Annotated in this window: 17 protein-coding genes; 8 read left to right on the top strand and 9 right to left on the bottom strand. The window is 74.2% G+C overall.

All coding sequences use genetic code 11. The annotated features are described in order from the left end of the window. Positions 1-246, top strand: a 246-nt coding sequence (locus tag ABTY15_RS10065) for a DsbA family protein (RefSeq protein ID WP_350579117.1), incomplete at its 5' end; no start/stop codon positions are given. 435 nt (positions 247-681) lie between these two features. After that, on the top strand, positions 682-1,326 hold the full coding sequence (locus ABTY15_RS10060; protein ID WP_350579115.1) for a vitamin K epoxide reductase family protein: 645 nt from the start codon (positions 682-684) through the stop codon (positions 1,324-1,326). A 23-nt stretch (positions 1,327-1,349) separates the two neighbouring features. On the opposite strand, the gene ABTY15_RS10055 is transcribed toward ABTY15_RS10060, so the two are convergent. From ABTY15_RS10055 to ABTY15_RS10040, 4 genes are all read right to left on the bottom strand, one after another. Continuing rightward, a complete protein-coding gene (locus tag ABTY15_RS10055; RefSeq protein WP_350579112.1) occupies positions 1,350-1,847 on the bottom strand; it encodes an NUDIX domain-containing protein in 498 nt (165 codons plus the stop codon). Between the two features lie 115 nt (positions 1,848-1,962). Continuing rightward, positions 1,963-3,036, bottom strand: a complete 1,074-nt coding sequence (locus ABTY15_RS10050) for a serine hydrolase domain-containing protein (RefSeq protein WP_350579110.1) — start codon at positions 3,034-3,036, stop codon at positions 1,963-1,965. Positions 3,037-3,082: 46 nt separating this feature from the next. Then, positions 3,083-3,595: a GNAT family N-acetyltransferase gene (locus ABTY15_RS10045; protein WP_350579107.1), complete on the bottom strand. Its 513-nt coding sequence runs from the start codon at positions 3,593-3,595 to the stop codon at positions 3,083-3,085. Positions 3,596-3,631: 36 nt separating this feature from the next. Continuing rightward, positions 3,632-4,048, bottom strand: a complete 417-nt coding sequence (locus ABTY15_RS10040) for an ankyrin repeat domain-containing protein (RefSeq protein WP_350579104.1) — start codon at positions 4,046-4,048, stop codon at positions 3,632-3,634. A 391-nt stretch (positions 4,049-4,439) separates the two neighbouring features. Between ABTY15_RS10040 and ABTY15_RS10035 the strand changes: the two genes are divergently transcribed. The 3 genes from ABTY15_RS10035 to ABTY15_RS10025 all read left to right on the top strand — a co-directional run bounded on the left by ABTY15_RS10035 (position 4,440) and on the right by ABTY15_RS10025 (position 7,023). Then, positions 4,440-4,634: a hypothetical protein gene (locus ABTY15_RS10035; RefSeq protein WP_097238968.1), complete on the top strand. Its 195-nt coding sequence runs from the start codon at positions 4,440-4,442 to the stop codon at positions 4,632-4,634. Positions 4,635-4,756: 122 nt separating this feature from the next. After that, complete coding sequence (locus ABTY15_RS10030; RefSeq protein ID WP_350579101.1) at positions 4,757-6,373, top strand: nSTAND1 domain-containing NTPase; 1,617 nt, start codon at positions 4,757-4,759, stop codon at positions 6,371-6,373. Between the two features lie 275 nt (positions 6,374-6,648). Next, positions 6,649-7,023, top strand: coding sequence for an RNA polymerase-binding protein RbpA (locus ABTY15_RS10025; protein ID WP_030279777.1), 375 nt, complete (start codon positions 6,649-6,651; stop codon positions 7,021-7,023). A 136-nt stretch (positions 7,024-7,159) separates the two neighbouring features. On the opposite strand, the gene fxsA is transcribed toward ABTY15_RS10025, so the two are convergent. The 4 genes from fxsA to ABTY15_RS10005 all read right to left on the bottom strand — a co-directional run bounded on the left by fxsA (position 7,160) and on the right by ABTY15_RS10005 (position 11,682). Then, positions 7,160-7,738, bottom strand: coding sequence for an FxsA family membrane protein (gene fxsA / locus ABTY15_RS10020; RefSeq protein ID WP_350579098.1), 579 nt, complete (start codon positions 7,736-7,738; stop codon positions 7,160-7,162). A gap of 55 nt (positions 7,739-7,793) precedes the next feature. After that, positions 7,794-9,446, bottom strand: a complete 1,653-nt coding sequence (gene lnt / locus ABTY15_RS10015; RefSeq protein ID WP_350579095.1) for an apolipoprotein N-acyltransferase — start codon at positions 9,444-9,446, stop codon at positions 7,794-7,796. Between the two features lie 156 nt (positions 9,447-9,602). Continuing rightward, positions 9,603-11,210, bottom strand: a complete 1,608-nt coding sequence (locus ABTY15_RS10010) for an amidohydrolase (RefSeq protein ID WP_350579093.1) — start codon at positions 11,208-11,210, stop codon at positions 9,603-9,605. A gap of 31 nt (positions 11,211-11,241) precedes the next feature. Further along, positions 11,242-11,682, bottom strand: coding sequence for an Lrp/AsnC family transcriptional regulator (locus tag ABTY15_RS10005; protein ID WP_030058365.1), 441 nt, complete (start codon positions 11,680-11,682; stop codon positions 11,242-11,244). Between the two features lie 218 nt (positions 11,683-11,900). Between ABTY15_RS10005 and ABTY15_RS10000 the strand changes: the two genes are divergently transcribed. Further along, entirely contained in the window at positions 11,901-12,383 is a 483-nt protein-coding gene (locus tag ABTY15_RS10000; protein ID WP_350579088.1) for a hypothetical protein, read from the top strand. 133 nt (positions 12,384-12,516) lie between these two features. Here ABTY15_RS10000 and ABTY15_RS09995 read toward each other — a convergent pair whose 3' ends face one another. Then, entirely contained in the window at positions 12,517-13,680 is a 1,164-nt protein-coding gene (locus ABTY15_RS09995; protein ID WP_350579085.1) for an acyl-CoA dehydrogenase family protein, read from the bottom strand. 262 nt (positions 13,681-13,942) lie between these two features. Between ABTY15_RS09995 and ABTY15_RS09990 the strand changes: the two genes are divergently transcribed. Then, complete coding sequence (locus tag ABTY15_RS09990; RefSeq protein ID WP_502893463.1) at positions 13,943-14,569, top strand: uridine kinase family protein; 627 nt, start codon at positions 13,943-13,945, stop codon at positions 14,567-14,569. A 445-nt stretch (positions 14,570-15,014) separates the two neighbouring features. Further along, entirely contained in the window at positions 15,015-16,994 is a 1,980-nt protein-coding gene (locus tag ABTY15_RS09985; protein ID WP_350579141.1) for an AAA family ATPase, read from the top strand. Positions 16,995-17,055 lie beyond the last annotated feature (61 nt).

The following is a 17,055-nucleotide window of genomic DNA, read 5'->3' as shown; positions in this document are numbered from 1 at the left end:
GTCAACCGCATCCTCGACCTGGCCGGCCAGGTGCCCGGCCTGAAGACCGACGCCTTCGTCAAGGCCGTCCAGGACGGCACCTACACGCCGTGGGCGGCCCGGGTGGCCGAGGAGTTCAACAAGGGCGACGTCACCGGCACCCCGACGGTGCAGGTGGACGGCAAGCCGATCACCCTGTTCAGCGGCCGGGCCGCGGTCTCGCCGGAGCAGTTCACCGCGCAGGTCAGGCAGGCCGCCGGCCTGTAGTGATCCGAGTGTTGTAGCACCACCGGCCCGGCCGAACTCCCGGCCGGGCCGGCCCCTCTGAGCCGGCCCAGCCCCGGCCACCGGAGTGTGCTGCCTTGACATCCTCCTCCGGCCGAGGCCGGAGGACTCCAACCCTCGCAGGTCGGAATTTCTGCTTCACGACCGATTGCCGACCTGGGGCTACCAGCGGAGGGACGGTGCGCCGCCCATCGGTCTTACATCAGCTCCACAGACCTGACTTCCCGCCAGCCCGGCGGTAGGCCGGACCGGAACTTGGTTATCGTTCCGGCCCGACGTAACCAACTTATCACGAAGAGTGACTTACCGGAGCCGGACGGCAGCCCGCCCTGTCGGCAGGACGCAGAGCCCGACGTGCTCCACAGGCACATCCGAATCTTCCCCCGACTGAAGCCGGGGTCCCATCGGAGGCATCAGATGACCACAAGCACCATGCACCTCTCCCGCCCCACCCCCCGCGCCGGGCGCGCCCCGGTCGGTGCGGGCCGGGCCTTCTCGCTGCTGCTGTTCCTGGGCGGGCTGGTCGGCCTGGCGGCCTCGGCCGTCCTCACCTTCGACAAGCTCCGCCTGTTGGAGAACCCCTCGTACGTGCCCAGCTGCAACCTCAATCCGATCGTCAGCTGCGGCTCGGTGATGCGCACCGAGCAGGCGGAGGTGTTCGGCTTCCCGAATCCGCTGCTCGGGCTGGCCGCGTTCGGTGCGCTGGCGGCACTGGGGGCGGGCCTGCTGGCCGGCGCGGCGTACCGCCGCTGGTTCTGGCTGGGGCTGCACGCGGGCACCGCGGTGGGCGTGGTGTTCGTGCACTGGCTGATCGACCAGGCGCTGTACCGGATCGGCGCGTTGTGCCCGTACTGCATGGTGGTGTGGGTGACGGTGGTGGCGCTGTTCTGGTACACGACGCTGCACAACCTGCGGTCGGGGGTGATCCCGGTGGGCCCGCGGCTGCGGCCGGTGGTCCGGGAGGCGGCGCGCTACCACTGGGCGGTGCCGGCGCTGTGGGCGGCGGTGATCGCGCTGCTGGTGCTCAACCGGTTCTGGTACTACTGGAGCACCCTCCTCTGACGCGTCGTCACGCCCAGGGCGCGTCAGCCGAGGTAACCGGCCGAGTGCAGCAGTGCGGTGGCGCCGGTGCGCCGGGCGTCGAGGGCCCCGGTGAGCCGGCGCGCCGCGGCGGGGTGGAGCAGTGCGGCCGCCCGGGCGGGGGTGAAGTACCCGTACTCGGTGATCTCCTCGGGCTGCACCCGGATCGCGGCGCCGGGTCGGACGGTGCCGCCGTCGAACATGAACTGGACGGCGGGGTGGGCGTGTTCGCCCTGGCCGGGGATCGGGTCGCGCCATTCGACGATGACCAGCCGCAGCCCGTCGGCCACCAGCCCGGTCTCCTCGCGCAGTTCGCGGGCGGCGCATTCGGCGGGGCTCTCGCCGGGATCCATGGCACCGCCGGGGAACTGCCACTCCGCCCGGTAACTGGCCTTCAGCAGCAGGATGTTGCCCGTCTCGTCGGTGAGTAGCACGCTGCAGCCGACGTAGGCCCGCACCATCCGGGACAGCCAGTCCGCCTCCGACAGCCAGGCCTCCGTCATCGCGCCTCCTCCGCCGGCGTCCGGTTCGCGGTGGCCACTCTGCCGCAATCCGGCCGCCGGGGGCGGTGGTTCGTGCTGGATCCACCCGATCGGGTGCCGTCGCGAAACGCAGGCGCTACCCGAACACCGCCCGGCGGTAGGCGTTGCGCAGGTCGGTGAGCGGCTGGGTCTCGCGGCCGTAGTGGACCTTGTTGGTGAGCAGCAGGGCCCAGCGGCCGAGCCGGCGGGAGATCCAGATGCCGGTGCCGGTGAAGCCGTAGTGGACGAAGGTGCCTTCGGCGGGGTCGGTGCCGGGGGCGTACAGCCAGGAGAGGCCGCGGGCGGGGGTGAGGGCACCGGTCTGGAGGCGCAGCGACTCGACGATCCAGGGCTCGCCCCAGGGCAGTTCGGGCGGCGGCGCGAGCAGTGCGGTGAGGAAGCGGGCGAGGTCGTGGGCGGTGGAGAAGGCCCCGGCGTTGCCGGAGACGCCGCCGAGCAGCCGGGCGGAGGGGTCGTGCACGACGCCGCGCAGGTGGTCGCCGGTCCGCTCGTCGTACTCGGTGGGCGCGGTGCGGGCGGCGTCGGCAGCGCCGAGCGGCCCGTAGCGGGTGTCGGCCATGCCGAGCGGCCGCCAGATCCAGCGGGCGGCGAGTTCGTCGAGCGGGGCGCCGCCGAGGTCCTCGACGAGGTAGGTGAGCAGCACGGCGGCGCGGTCGGTGTACTCGACGGCCGTGCCGGGCGCGCGGTGCAGCGGGGCGGCGACGACGCCGGCGCGGATCGCCGCGAGGTCGCGCCCGTAGCGCTGCTCGAACCGGGTGTGCGGGAGCATTCCGGCGGTGTGGGTGAGGAGTTGACGGACCGTCACCGCGCCGGACGGGTGCCCGGCGGCGGGTGGCCAGCAGCGGCCGAGCGGTTCGTCGAGCGGGAGCCTCCCGCGTTGCCGGAGCACCCCGACGCAGGGCCAGAGCGCGACGATCTTGGTGAGGCTGGCGAGGTCGTACCGGGTGTCCGACCCGGGGGCGAGCCGGGCGTACCGGCCCTGCCCGAGCACGCCGTGACTCCCGCCGCCGAGTGCGCCCCGGGCGTCCCCGACGGCCCAGACGGCACCCGCGCCGACCCGGCGCACGCCGTCCCGGACCAGCCGGTCCAGCTCCCCGCCGGGCGCGGCCAGCTCGGGGAGCCGCTCGGCTCCTGACGCTTGGTGGCTCATCCATCCCCCTCGGACCGACGGGGAACCTACCCGGCCCGGCGCCCGATCAGACCGCCGGGACGAGCTCCTTGCCGAGGCAGATGCTCTGCGGGTGCTCGCGGTAGATGCCGAACTTCCGGATCGCGACGTACCCCCCGGAGCCGTACAGCGCGACGGCCTCCGGCTGCTCGGTGCCGGTCTCCAGGATGAAGCGGGTCCGCCCGGACTCGACGGCGGTCTCCTCCAGCCGGCGCAGCACGGCCCGGGCCAGGCCGCGGCCCCGGGCGGCGGGCACGACGAACATCCGCTTGAGCTCGGCGTCGCCGTCGCGCAGCCCGTGCGGTCCGGCCTGCTTGGCCCGCCAGCCGCCGCAGGCGACCGGCCGGCCGTCGAGGTAGGCGATCAGGAACAGGCCGGCCGGCGGCTCGAAGTCGTCCGGGTGCAGCACGGTCTGGTCGCCGTCGCCGTAGCGGCGGACGTACTCCTGCTGGACCTCGGCCGACAGCGCCTGCGCGTCCGGGTGGCCGAAGCCGGTGACGCGGAACTCGACGACGCCGGGGTCCGTGGTGGTGCTCTCCATGGTCAAAGAGCCTACGACCCCGGGCGGCCGCCCGGACTACCGGCCCTCGAAGCGGGCGACCAGATCGGCCTTGCCGAACATCAGGGCGGTCTCCACGGCGGAGGGCGCGCCGGCCTTGGGGTCGGCGCCGCCGGCCAGCAGCGCGTCGATCACGTCCTCGGCGCCCTTGAAGACGGCGCCGGCCAGCGGGGTCTGGCCGCGGTCGTTGGCCCGGTTCGGGTCGGCACCGCGCTCGATCAGGGCGGTGACGGCGGCGGCGTGGCCGTGGTAGGCGGCGAGCATGACCAGGGTGTCGCCGCGGTCGTTGGTGAGGTCGGCCGGCGCACCCGCGTCCACGTACGCCGCGAGGGTGTCGACGTCCCCGGCGCGGGCGAGGTCGAAGAGCTTCCCGGCCAGGGCGATCACCTCGGCGTCGGGGGCGTCGGCGGGCTGCTGGCTGGCGGCGTCGGTCATGGCGGGGGCCTCTCCGGTGTCGGGTCGGTGGCACGGGCTGCGCGTACCGCACCGTAGCGGCCGGGTGCCGGGCGGACCAGCGGGCGTCCGGAATCCGGATGGCGGCTTTGCGGGGTACGACACACGGCCACCCGGGTTGCGGAGCCGTTCGGGCGAACTTCCCGGCCACCGGGGAAACGTCCCGCCGGGCGGGCGGGAATGCCTCGCCGCAGCTGGAACTGTGCGGTGCACGGCCACCGTCCCGGCCGGTTCGCATACCGCCGTCCGGGCGCCGGCGCGGCATTGCCCCGGAAAACCACCCATTTGCACCGTTCCATCATCTATTACTTTTTGTCACGATTAGGGAACTTTCCGTGACACTGTCCCTGTCCCCCTTCCCGAGGAGCAGAGCGTGATCCTCTCGATTTCCGGCATCGTCCTGTTCGGCACCATCGCCTTTCTGTTCTTCCGCAGGGACGGACTAAAGGTCTCCCACGCCATCGTCTGCGCCCTCTTCGGCTTCTACGTCGCCGGCTCCTCGATCGCCCCGAGCATCACCGCGGGCGGCGCCAGCCTCGCCAGCCTGCTCGGCGGCATCAGGTTCTAGCCGCCGCCACTCCCCCGTACGGGCCCGGGCGCGGATCCCACCGCCCCGGGCCCCGTCGTACCACGAGCCCCATCGAGCCCCATCCCCACACCACCCGTCCCACTCGCCCGGGGAGTCAAGGAATGCCGCTCCACCGCCATCTCAGCAAGGGCCGTGAGGTCGCCCGAACCGCCGGGGACCACGCCTCCGACATGTTCGCCCCGCTCACCGTCATCGGTCGCGGCCTGCGCCACCACAGCGCCTGGGCCAAGGGCCGCTGGCAGGCCACCCCGAAGGAGCGCCGCGGCCCGACCGTGTTCCTGGTCGCCGCGATGCTGATCGGCATCTACCTGCTGCCGCACGGCCTGCTGTTCGCCCTGATCGCGCTGATGGCCAGCGCCGCCTGGGCCGGGCGGGCCCCCAAGGCGGCCGCGGCCCCGCCCGCCCCGGACGTCGCCGACGTCAAGCTGGGCGCGCTCTACTCGGCCCTCACCCCGTACCTGTGCGGACCCGAGGACGCCAACCCGCTCTACCACTTCGAGGGCAGCTACAAGAACGTCTTCAGCTCCTGGGAGTTCGACGGCGAGGGCCGGCTCTCCCGGCTGGAACTCACCTATCCGGCGTACTTCACCGACACCGAGCCGGCCGCCCGGGCCCGGATCGAGCAGGTCGTCCAGGGCAAGGCCGGGCGCGCCCGGGAGTACCGCTTCGACTGGGACGAGGAGTCCAACCGGCTGCGGATCGCCGCGCTCGTCCCGCTGCCCACCGACATCGTCGCCCAGCGCTTCGTCGCCGCACCCGGCGAGATCGTGCTGGGCTTCACCGACGAGGACGGCACCGCCCGGACCATCCCGGTCGGCCAGGGCGGCGCGATCACCCAGCAGCCGCCGGTGGTCTGGCGCACCGGGCCGCGCTCGGCCGAACCGCACCTGCTGGTGCTCGGCGCCGCCGGGCACGGCACCTCCAGCCTGATCCGCTCGGTCGCGCTCCAGGTGCTCCCGTACGCCGACCTGGTGGTGATCGACGGCGCCGGCACCGGCGAGCACGCCTGCCTGGTCAACCGGCCCGGCGTGCACACCGTGGAGACCAGCCTGCACGGCGCGCTGGCCGCGCTGGAGTGGGCCGCCCAGGAGACCGACCGCCGGCTGACGGCGCTGAACGCGGCCCGGCACACCGGCACCGCCCCGCCGGAGGACGCCACCCGGCCGCTCTGGCTGCTGCTGGACCACCCGACCGAGCTGAGCGAGCTCGCCCAGGCCGAGGGCCGCCCGGACCCGCAGGACCTGCTGGAGCTCCCGCTGCGGCACGGCCGGGCCGCCCGGGTCACGGTGGCGATCGCGGACGACATCGAGGCCCGGGACCGGATCACCCCGACCGTCCGGGCGACCACCAGGGCCCGGGTGGTGCTGGGCCCGGTCGGACCCGAGGAGGGCCACGCCGCGCTCGGCGCGCCGCTGGACATCGTGCCCGCCGCGCACGCCCCGCTCGGCCGCGGCTACGCCCGGATCGGCAACGGCGCGCCGGTCCGGCTCCAGGTGCCCGCGACCGTCGACCCGCTGGACGACGAGGCCCCGGCCGCGCTGCGGGACGCGGTGATCGCCCTGCTGCCGCACCGCGACACCCGCACCGAGGCGGCCGCCGAGCTGCCGCCCCGGCCGGACCGCCCGCCGCTGGTCCTTCCGGCCGAACCGGCCCCGCCGGCCCACCCGATCGACCTCGCCAAGGGCGAGCCGATGATCCGTTCCCGTCCGATCTCCTGAGGACGGGCCGCGGGGGCGCCGACGGCCGTCGATTCCCGCCCCGGTACGCTCGTCGTGGAAAGGCCGACCGATCACCAGATGTGAAATAGGTGACACCTTGGGTGATATCCCCGGCCAGATGTGACAAATCGGGCGCCGATGGGTACAAACAGGGGCGGCACGACAGACGACGCATGTCCCGGGACGGGAATCTTCGTCGGAAGCCGAGCGTTGACCGAACGACGAAGAACAGCGACCACTAGTCCTGTGGGCCATAAGCCCGGGAGGCACGATTCATGAGCGAGCGAGCTCTCCGCGGCACGCGACTCGGGGCCACTAGCTACGAGACCGACCGTGGTATCGATCTGGCTCCCCGCCAGACCGTCGAGTACGCATGTCAGAACGGACACCGATTCGAGGTTCCTTTCTCGGTCGAGGCGGAGATCCCCCCGGTGTGGGAATGCCGCTTCTGTGGCCAGGAAGCAGCACTTCTCGACGGTGACGAGCCGGAGGAGAAGAAGGTCAAGCCCACGCGCACCCATTGGGACATGCTGATGGAGCGCCGGACGCGCGAGGAGCTGGAGGAGGTGCTGGCCGAGCGGCTGGCCGTACTCCGTTCCGGTGGGATGAACCTCGCGGTACACCCGCGGGACACCCGCAAGAGCGCCTGACCCCGCTCCCGCCGCGGCGGGAGGACGCGAAAAGGGACCCTGGTCACCAGGGTCCCTTTCGCGTTGCCCTCTTCGTGTTGCCCTCTTCGCGGTACCTGACGGGGGCGCCCGCCTGCCGGGGGCGCCCGTCAGCCGCTCAGCCGGTGATCGGCGGGCGGTAGGAGGTGTCCGGGCCCTGCGGGCCGCGCGGGCCGGCGTCCGGCTCGACCACCTCGCCCTGGATCACCTTGCCGTCCGGGCGGTGGATGCGCAGCTGCTCCTGGAGCCGCATCGCGTCCGCGAACGGGGCGGTGCCGGCGGCGGCGGTGCTGCGCAGCGCCCTGTCCGCGACCCGCCGACCGGCCGCCCGCCAGAGCGCCCGGGTGGGCGGGAAGAGCAGGGTGAGCGCCACGGCGTCCGACAGGAAGCCCGGGACGATCAGCAGCAGGCCGGCCAGCACGGTCATGCTGGTGCCGGTCTGGGGCTGCTGCGACTTCGGGTCCTTGCTCTGTTCGATCGCCGCGGACAGCGCCTTCAGTCCGGCCCGCTTGATCAGCGAGCCGCCGATCAGCGCGCCGGCGATGAGCAGCAGCAGGACGGTGAAGCCGCCCAGCGCCGAACCCACCTGGACCAGCAGCCAGATCTCCAGCACCAGCCAGGCGGTGATCAGCAGCGGCAGCACCCGGCGGAGCCGTCCGCGCGAGGCCGGACGGGCAGGGGTAGCTTGCTGAGTCACGGTACGAATCCACTCCATGCGGTGCTCTGCGCGCCGCACGGGAGGTCCGGGCCGGCTACGGCACCACCTGGTCCAACGAATCCCCGGTGGCGGGTGTTCCGGCGGTCGTCTTCCTGCGCCGGGTGACCAGGACGCCCGCGGCGCAGGCCAGCAGGCCGCCGATGGCCAGGGTCCACTCCGGTGCGGCGCCGACCCGGTCGGCGACCGTGGTGTCGTCGCGCAGCGGGACGTTGGCCGACAGCTCCGCGGCGGTCAGCTCCTCGGTGCGCTGCACCACGGTGCCGTCCGGGGCGATGACGGCGCTGATGCCGCTGGTGGCGGCGATCAGGACGGCCCGGCCGTGCTCGACCGCGCGCAGCCGGCTCATCGCGAGCTGCTGCTCGGGCTGGCCGGTCTTCGCGTAGGTGGCGTTGTTGGTCTGCACCACCAGGACGCGGGCGCCGCTGTCGACGGTGTCGCGGACGATCTCGTCGTACGCGACCTCGAAGCAGATCACGTCGCCGATCCGGGCCGGGCCCAGCTGCATCACGCCGTTGTGGTCGCCGGGGTAGAAGTCCCGGGCGACCCGCTGGAGGCGGGTGATCACCTTCATCAGCTGGTCGCGGAACGGCACGTACTCGCCGAACGGGACGGGATGCTGCTTGGTGTAGGAGGCGCCGGGGCCGGTCTTCGGGTCCCAGACGATGCCCTCGTTCTGGACGTGCTGGGCGTCCGGGCCGTCCACCAGGGTGCCGACCAGGGTGGGCACGCCGATGGTCTTCACGGCCTGGTCGATGCGCTGGTAGGCGAGCGGGTCGCTGAACGGGTCGAGGTCGGAGGAGTTCTCCGGCCAGATCACGATGTCCGGGCGCTCGACCTTGCCCGACCTGATGTCGGCGGCCAGCCGCTCGGTCGCCTGCGCGTGGTTGTTGAGGACCATCATCGGGCGGCCGAGGAAGTCCATGCCCGGGTTGGGCACGTTGCCCTGGACGATGGCGACCTTGACGGTGTCGGCGGGCGCGGTCGGCACCGGGACGAGGTAGCCGGCCAGCAGCGCGGCCACCGCGCCCAGCGCCGCCAGGGCGGCGGCCTTCGGGGCCCGGCCCGGCCCGCGCAGCCGCAGCGCGGCCCAGCCGAGCAGGGCGCCCGAGAGGGCCACCGCGAAGGTCACCAGCGGGGCGCCGCCGAGCGCGGCCAGCGGGGTGTACGGGGTCGCGGTGTTGGCGAAGGCGAGCCGGCCCCAGGGGAAGCCGCCGAGCGGCAGCCGGTCGCGCGCCCACTCCTGGGTGATCCAGAGGCAGGCCGCCCAGAGCGGCCAGCCGGGCAGCCGGGAGGTGACGGCCAGACCGCTGCCGAGGGCCGCGAGGAAGAGCGCCTCGACGATCGACAGGCCGATCGTCGCGTCCCAGCCGACCACCCGAAGCCAGCTGAGCAGCATCAGGAAGAACGGCAGACCGAAGGCGAAGCCCGTCCAGGCGGCCTGGCGGGCGGTGCGGCCCCGGGTGAGCAGGGACAGCGCGGCGACGCCGAGCAGGGAGAGCGGCCACAGGTCGAAGGGCGGGAAGGCGAGCGCGAGCAGCAGGCCGGCCAGCGCCGCGAGGCCGGTCCGGGGCAGCCCGGCACGGACCTTGGCGAGGGCACGGGCGCCCCGGCCGGGCTGCTGCACCGGCTCCGACGTCGACTCCGGCGGCTCGGGCGCGGTCCCGGACCGCTCCTGGGTGACGGGCATGGCCACCGGCGCACCATCTTCCTGGGCTTGCTTGTTCGGACGCTGTCCGAAGACGGTACCCCGGAACGTCAGGTGACCGTGAGGTGAGGGTGGTACGAGGACCGGCGGGCGGCACACCGGATCCCGCCCGGCCGGTGGGCCGCCGCCAGGGCCTGCTCAGCGCTGGTACACCGTCCGGCCGCGGACCACGGTGCGCAGGCAGGTCGGGAGGGGGTGACCGGGGGTGAGGTCGGGCAGGCCGGGGGTGCCGGAGCGCGGGTCGGTGGACCAGCCGGCCACCCGGGAGTCGGGGGCCTGGACGACCAGCTCGTCGGCGGCCCAGATCGCGTAGCTGGCCACCGCGCCGGGGACGAGCACGCCGTCGTGGTCGCGGCCGATCGCGCGCCAGCCGCCGCGGGTGTGGGCGGTGAAGGCGGCGCGGACCGAGATCCGGTGGTCGAGGGTCCGGTGGAAGGCGGCCGCGCGGATGGTGCCCCACGGGTCGAGCGGGGTGACCGGGGCGTCCGAGCCGAAGGCGAGCGGGACACCGGCGCGCAGCAGCGCGGCGAAGGGGTTGAGCACGGCGGCCCGCTCGGCGCCGAGGCGCTGCACGTACATGCCGTCCGGGCCGCCCCAGGCGGCGTCGAAGGCGGGCTGGACGGAGGCGGTGAGGCCGAGTTCGGCGAACGCGGCGATGGCCTTGTCGTCCAGCGCCTCGGCGTGCTCGACGCGGTGGCGCAGGGCCCGGACCCGGTCGGCGCCGACCCGCTCGCCGGCCGCCCGGACGCCGTCGAGGACGGCGGCCACGGCCGCGTCGCCGATGGCGTGGAAGCCGGCCTGCAACCCGGCCTCGGTGCAGGCGGCGACGTGGTCGGCGACCTGCTCGGCGGTCAGGTAGGCGGTGCCGGTGTGGTCGGCGTCCTGGTACGGGTGGTGCAGGCAGGCGGTGCGCGAGCCGAGCGCGCCGTCGACGAAGAGGTCGCCGCCGGCGCCCACCGCGCCGAGCCGGCGGGCCGTCTCGATGCCGCCCAACTCGCCCCAGTAGCCGAAGACTTCGGGCCCCTCGCCGTCGGCGGCGAGGGCCAGCAGGGCGGCCAGGTCCGCCTCGGAGGAGATCTCCGGGCCGGCGCACTCGTGCAGGGCGCCGATGCCGAGTTCGGCGGCCCGGGCGAGGGTGGCGCGCTGGGCCCGGCCTCGCTGCTCGGGGGTGAGGCGGGCGAGCGCGGTCTGCCGGACGGCGTGGTGGGCGTCCTTGGTGAGCGGGCCCTGCGGGGCGTACCCGGGGCGGTCGGCGAGGCCGGGAGTGAGGGCGCGCAGCTCGGTGGTGGCGAGGGCGGAGTGCACGTCGGTGCGGGAGAGGTAGAGCGCGGCGCCCCAGGCGGCCTCGTCGAGTTCGGCGAGCGTGGGCGGGCGGCCCTCGGGCCAGCCGCTCTCGTCCCAGCCGTGGCCGATGAGCACCCCGCCGCGCTCCGGCTGCGCCTCGACGAAGGCGGTGACCGCGGCGAGGGTGGCGGCCAGCGAGGGGCTGCCGGTGAGGTCGAGGCCGGTGAGCGCCAGGCCGGTGGCGGTGGCGTGCACATGGGCGTCGACGAAGGCGGGGGTGACCAGGGCGCCGTCCAGCTCGACGATCTCGTCGGCCGTCCCGGCGTACGCCTCGGCGGCGCCGTCGCTGCCGACCCAGGCGACGTGCCCGCCCTCGACGAGCATCGCGGTGGCGAAGGGGTCGGCGGGGCTGTAGACGGCGCCGCCGCGCAGCAGGACGGTCGGGAGGGTGCTTTCGGTCATGCGCCCAAGTCTGCACCCCCGGGGTTCGCCCTCAGAGCTTCGGGGGTCGCGCCTCGTACGGGGTGGAGAGGACGACGGTGGTCCGGGTGGAGACGCCGGCCGCGCTGCGGATCCGGGCGAGCAGGTCCTCCAGGTCGCCGGGGGCGCCGACGCGGACCTTGAGGATGTAGTTCTCGTCCCCGGCGACGCTGTGGCAGGCCTCGATCTCGGGCAGGCCGGCCAGGCGGTCGGGGGTGTCGTCCGGCGCGCTGGGGTCGAAGGGCTTGACCGAGATGAACGCGGTCAGCGCCAGGTCGACGGCGTCGGGGTCGATGATCGCGGTGTAACCGCGGATCACCCCGCGCTGCTCCAGGCGGCGCACCCGCTGGTGCACCGCCGAGGTGGACAGGCCGGTGGCCTTGCCCAGGTCCGTGTAGCTCATCCGGCCGTCCTCGAGGAGCAGCTGGACGATGCGTTGGTCGAGATCCTCCACAGCGGCCAACCTACCCGGTCGGGGGCACGGGGGGCGCACGCGGTGTCACCGGCGGCTGCCGCAGGTGTCACGCGGGCACATGCCGGGCGAATGTGGCCAAGGACACACCCGCGGTGCATCACAGTGCGCCGGACCGCAGGGTTATGAGGCCGAATCGCAGGGAAGTGCTGGTTGTGGCCCCGGGCGACCACGCCGGGCCCGATCCTAGGGGGATCCTCATGCCTGCTACTGACCAGCGCGCCCTGGGCGCCGACGAGACCGACGATAGGGCCGACCGCGAGGGCCTCGCGGTCGACCACGGCCACGGACCGGGCACCGACCCGGGTGAGGCCGACACCTGGGAGATCTTCCGGGTGCACTGCCCCGAGTGCCGCCGTCCGATCGCGCTGGTGGCCGACGAGGAGCGGCTGCCGATGCACGCGCTGCTGCCGACCGCCTGGAACCCCTTCGCCCCCGCGATCTGCTCGGGCTCGGGCGCGCCGACCGACGACCTGGCCGAGGTGGAGGCCCAGCAGGACGCCCGCCCGACCGGGTTCGACGCGCTGTTCAAGCTGCCGGCCGAACTCGACTGGCGCACCCAGCCGTTCTCGCACGCGGTGCTGCACCGGCCGGAGCGGGTCGCCGCGAGCAGCCCGGCGCGCTCGGCGCTGCCGGCGCTGCCCGTGATCCCGGAGCAGCGGCGCCGCCTGGTCCGGCGCTGATCCGCCTGTCGCGCTGGCGAGTTGCCACGAGTTCGAAGACGCCGCCGGCCGTCACTCCGCACCCTGGAGTGACGGCCGGCGGCCGTTCAGGAGACCTCGGGCCCGTGTGTCGGCCCTCGGCTCAGCCCTCGGCTCAGCCCTTGGTGAGGTGGCGGCCGATCACCAGCCGCTGGATCTGGTTGGTGCCCTCGACGATCTGAAGCACCTTGGCCTCGCGCATGAAGCGCTCGGCCGGGAAGTCCTGGGTGTAGCCGTAGCCGCCGAGCACCTGGACGGCGTCGGTGGTCACCCGCATCGCGGTGTCGGTGCAGAACAGCTTGGCCATCGCCGCCTCCTTGGAGAACGGACGGCCGGCGTCGCGCAGCCGGGCGGCGGACAGGTAGAGCGCCCGCCCGGCCTCGATCTGGGTGGCCATGTCGGCGAGCATGAAGGACAGGCCCTGGAAGTCGGCGATCGGACGGCCGAACTGGCGGCGGGTGCCCGCGTAGTCGACCGCGAGGTCCAGCGCGGCCTGGGCCACGCCGATCGCGCACGCGGCGATGCCGAGACGGCCGGAGTCCAGCGCGGCGAGCGCGATCTGGAAGCCCTGGCCCTCCTCGCCGATCAGCCGCTCGCGCGGGACCCGGGCGCCGTCGAAGTGCACCTGCGCGGTCGGCGAGGAGCGCATGCCCATCTTGTGCTCCGGCTGGGCGGCCGAGAGGCCGGGCTGGGTGCCGGGGACGAGCAGGCAGCTGATGCCCTTGGCGCCCTCGCCGCTGGTGCGCACCAGGGCGCTGTAGAAGTCGGCCGCACCGCCGTGGGTGATCCACGCCTTGGTGCCGTTGACGACGTACTCCTCGCCGTCCAGCTCGGCGCGGGTGCGCAGCGCGGCCGCGTCCGAGCCGGACTGCGGCTCGGAGAGGCAGTAGGCGCCGAGCTGCTCGCCGGAGAGCATGCCGGGCAGCCAGGCCGCGCGCTGCTGCTCGGTGCCGAAGGTGGCCAGCGCGTGGCAGGAGAGGGTGTGCACGCTCACGCCGAGGCCGACGGCCAGCCAGCCGGCCGCCAGCTCCTCCAGGACCTGGAGGTACACCTCGTAGGGCTGCTCGCCGCCGCCGTACTTCTCCTCGTACGGGAGCGACAGCAGGCCGGCCTCACCGAGCGTGCGGAAGACCTCACGCGGGAAGCGGCCGGCGGCCTCGTCCTCGGCCGCGCGCGGCTGGAGCTCGCGCTGGACCAGGTCCCGGGTGAGGCTCAGCAGCTCGCGGGCCTCCTCGCTGGGCAGCTGGCGCTCCACGGGCTTCACAGGGGACGGGGTCATGGCGGCGGTCGCCTCCTCGATCGGGCACCGGCCCAACGGGGGTGGGGGGTCCGGCGCGGGTGTGGCAGGTCGGCCCGACCGGCACCGGGTTGCGGTGAACGGCCGTTCACAGGCGTGGCGAAGCGAGTATGCCCGAAAGGCGCGCTGCCGTCACGACCAGCGGCGATGAACTGTCCGACCTGGTTGGCTACCGCACCGTAGGGTTGACGTTGTGGCTGTATCCGGACCCCTCCCCTCCCCCTCTCGGCGCCCGCCGGGCGACATCCAGCGCGACACCCAGAGCGACACCCAGCGCGACGCACCGGGCGCACTGGGCGCACTGGCGGCGGAGCTGCGCGCCCTGCCGCCGTCCTGCGGGCCGGTGCGGCTGGTCGCGGTGGACGGGCACGCGGGCTCGGGCAAGACGACCTTCACCGGGCGGCTGGCCGCCGCGCTCGGCGGGGCGCCGGTGGTCCACCTCGACGACCTGGCCACCCATGCCGAGCCGTTCGGCTGGACCGGGCGGCTGAGCGAGCAGGTGCTGGCTCCGCTGGCGGCCGGGCGGGACACCGCGTACCGGGTGTACGACTGGACACTGCGCCGCTTCGAGGGCACCGCCGCGGTACCTGCCGCCCCGGTGGTGCTGGTCGAGGGGGTCGGCGCGGGGCGGCGGGCGGTGCGGCCGTGGCTGGCGCGGCTGATCTGGATGGAGCTGGACGCGGCGGCGGCCCGGCGACGCGGCGAGCGGCGGGACGGGCCGGAGCTGGCCGACTTCTGGGTCGGCTGGGCGCGGGCCGAATCGGCGCATTTCGTCGGTGATCCGAGCCGCCCGTACGCCGGAACGCGGGTCGACGGGGTGACCGGACGGATCATGCCGGGCACCGTCCGTGAACCTACAACAAGCCCTTGACCTGCGGTATCGCCAAGAATTAGGTTCTCCTCAGTCGCCGGAACGCGAAGTTCCGGTCACTTTGACCCGGTGCCCCCGGCTTGTTCCCCCGTGAGCCGGGGGCACCGTCTCCGCCCGCCCCTGGCGGCCGCGCGCAGCGGCCCGGCAGCGCACCGGCGGCCCCTCGACGGCCGCCCGCGAAGCGCCCCGCGGCCGCTCAACAGCCGCGCACACGATCGTATTTGACTCTGTGCGGCACCCTTCCGGATCAGCGTCGCGCCGGTACGATTTCCAGCAGGCGCATATGCGCTCCGGGGGCCATCGACCACCGGCCCGGCTGCGTGCAGGCGACCCGCCGGCCGGGCCCCGGGCCACACCGCGGGGGGCGTGAGTGACGACGGTGGACAGTTCCGACAGCAATGGGGGCGGCCCGGACCGGCTCGCCGACCGCGCGTGGCTGCGTGCCATGGACGCGTACACGGCGGGCGCCTACGCCCGCGCCGAGGAGGAGTTCCGCTCGGCCGTCCGGCTGGACCCGGGCATGGCCGACGCCTGGCTCGGCCTGCACGCCCTGCGCAGCGACACCTCGGCGGCCCTGCTGGCCATGTACCGCAACCAGAAACGGTTCGGCGAGCAGCGGCGCCGCCACCGTCGGCCGCTCGGCTCCTGGTACTGGCTCGGCTGGTGGGTGCAACCCGTCCTGGAGGACGCCCGCGACCTCGCGCTGGCGCACGCCTCGCACTGGCTGGACGGCCGTCACCTGGCCGAGCTGGACCGGGCGCTGGAGCAGTGCCCGGCGCCCAGCGAGGACCCGTCCGCCCAGTTCCTGTACGCCTGCCGGTCCTATCTGCTCAAGGACTGGGAGCAGCTGATCCGGGACACCGACCGGCTGCTGGACGACCCGCTGCTCGGCATCGAGGCCGGGCTGTTCGCGGGCATGGCGCGGGTCCGCCTGGACATGTGCGCCCAGGCCCAGACCCCGCTGGCCACCTCGCTGGCCCGCTGCCGCTCCGAACAGCCCCAGCGCAAGGAGCTGCGGTACTGGCTGGGCCGGGCGTACGAGGGGGCCGGGCGCAGCGCGGCGGCGCTGCCGCTCTACCGGGCGGTGCACCGGGCCGACCCGGCCTTCATGGACACCGCGGCCCGGCTCGCCGCCATCTCGGCCGAGGACGCCCTGGCGGACGGGCTGCTGGCGGGCGAGCGCTCGGCCGGGCCGGAGGACGCCGGAGCGGAGGCGGTGTACCAGGACGAGACCGGGTACGCGGAGGGGCTCGGCTTCGGTGACGGCACCGGGTTCGCCGGTGGGCCGGGCCCGGCCGAGGGCGACATCGATGTCGACGTGGAGAGCGACGGCGCCGGGCTCGCCGGGGAACCGGGCTTCACCGAGGGGCCCGGTTCCGGCACGCCGGCCGGCTTCGCCGCGGGCCCCGGGCCGGGCGACGGCGCCCCGGTCGGGTCCCCGTCGCAGGCCGCCGGTGAGCGCTCCGGATCGGCCGCCCCCGCCGGACCGGCCGGCCCGGCGCCGCAGCCCGTCCGGGGCGAGGCGCAGACCCGTACCCCACCCGCGCCCTCCGCCCAACCGGGCGGGGACGAGCGCGAGTTGGACGCCGCCCTGGCCGAACTCTCACTGATGGTGGGCCTGGAACCGGTCAAACGCCAGGTGCGGGCGCTCTCCGCCCAGCTGCGGATGTCCAGACTCCGCGCCGAGCAGGGCCTGCCGGTCCAGCCGCCCAAGCGCCACTTCGTCTTCTCCGGCCCCTCCGGCACCGGCAAGACCACCGTCGCCCGGATCCTCGGGCGGGTCTTCCACGCCCTCGGCCTGCTCTCCGGCGACCACCTGGTCGAAGCCCAACGGGCGGACCTGGTCGGCGAGTTCCTCGGCCAGACCGCGGTCAAGGCGAACGAGCTGATCGACTCCGCGCTGGACGGCGTGCTCTTCATCGACGAGGCCTACAGCCTCTCCAACTCCGGCTACACCAAGGGCGACGCCTACGGCGACGAGGCGCTCCAGGTGCTGCTCAAGCGCGCCGAGGACAACCGCGACCGGCTGGTGGTGATCCTGGCCGGCTACCCCGAGGGCATGAACCGGCTGCTCGCCACCAACCCCGGACTCAACTCCCGCTTCACCACCCGAGTGGACTTCCCCAGCTACCGCCCGAACGAGCTCACCGCGATCGGCGCGGCGCTGGCCGGGCGGGACGGCGACGGCTGGGACGAGGACGCGGCCGAGGAGCTCGCCAGCATCTGCACCCACGTGGTCCGCGAGGGCTGGATCGACGAGCTGGGCAACGGCCGGTTCATCCGCACCCTGTACGAGAAGTCCTGCGCCTACCGGGACCTGCGGCTCTCGCTGCTGCGCGAGCCGCCGGGCCGCGAGGACCTGGCGACCCTGCGGCTGCCCGACCTCGTCCAGGCGTACGGGGAGCTGATCGACGGCCGCGGCTGACGACCGGCTCCCCGGCGGTTCGTCCGCGGAGCGGAACCGCCGGCGGCCGGACGGGCCGCCG

It is taken from the genome of Kitasatospora sp. NPDC097643, assembly GCF_040302625.1.
Taxonomy (GTDB): Bacteria; Actinomycetota; Actinomycetes; order Streptomycetales; family Streptomycetaceae; genus Kitasatospora.
Note: the sequence above shows the minus strand (reverse complement) of the source record. Positions and strands in the feature narration are given on the sequence as shown.

Coding starts and splice junctions, on each gene's coding strand:
- ABTY15_RS10060 (WP_350579115.1), top strand. CDS start 682: ATGACCACAAGCACCATGCACCTCTCCCGCCCCACCCCCCGCGCCGGG.
- ABTY15_RS10055 (WP_350579112.1), bottom strand. CDS start 1,847: ATGACGGAGGCCTGGCTGTCGGAGGCGGACTGGCTGTCCCGGATGGTG.
- ABTY15_RS10050 (WP_350579110.1), bottom strand. CDS start 3,036: ATGAGCCACCAAGCGTCAGGAGCCGAGCGGCTCCCCGAGCTGGCCGCG.
- ABTY15_RS10045 (WP_350579107.1), bottom strand. CDS start 3,595: ATGGAGAGCACCACCACGGACCCCGGCGTCGTCGAGTTCCGCGTCACC.
- ABTY15_RS10040 (WP_350579104.1), bottom strand. CDS start 4,048: ATGACCGACGCCGCCAGCCAGCAGCCCGCCGACGCCCCCGACGCCGAG.
- ABTY15_RS10030 (WP_350579101.1), top strand. CDS start 4,757: ATGCCGCTCCACCGCCATCTCAGCAAGGGCCGTGAGGTCGCCCGAACC.
- ABTY15_RS10025 (WP_030279777.1), top strand. CDS start 6,649: ATGAGCGAGCGAGCTCTCCGCGGCACGCGACTCGGGGCCACTAGCTAC.
- lnt (WP_350579095.1), bottom strand. CDS start 9,446: ATGCCCGTCACCCAGGAGCGGTCCGGGACCGCGCCCGAGCCGCCGGAG.
- ABTY15_RS10010 (WP_350579093.1), bottom strand. CDS start 11,210: ATGACCGAAAGCACCCTCCCGACCGTCCTGCTGCGCGGCGGCGCCGTC.
- ABTY15_RS10000 (WP_350579088.1), top strand. CDS start 11,901: ATGCCTGCTACTGACCAGCGCGCCCTGGGCGCCGACGAGACCGACGAT.
- ABTY15_RS09995 (WP_350579085.1), bottom strand. CDS start 13,680: ATGACCCCGTCCCCTGTGAAGCCCGTGGAGCGCCAGCTGCCCAGCGAG.
- ABTY15_RS09985 (WP_350579141.1), top strand. CDS start 15,015: ATGGACGCGTACACGGCGGGCGCCTACGCCCGCGCCGAGGAGGAGTTC.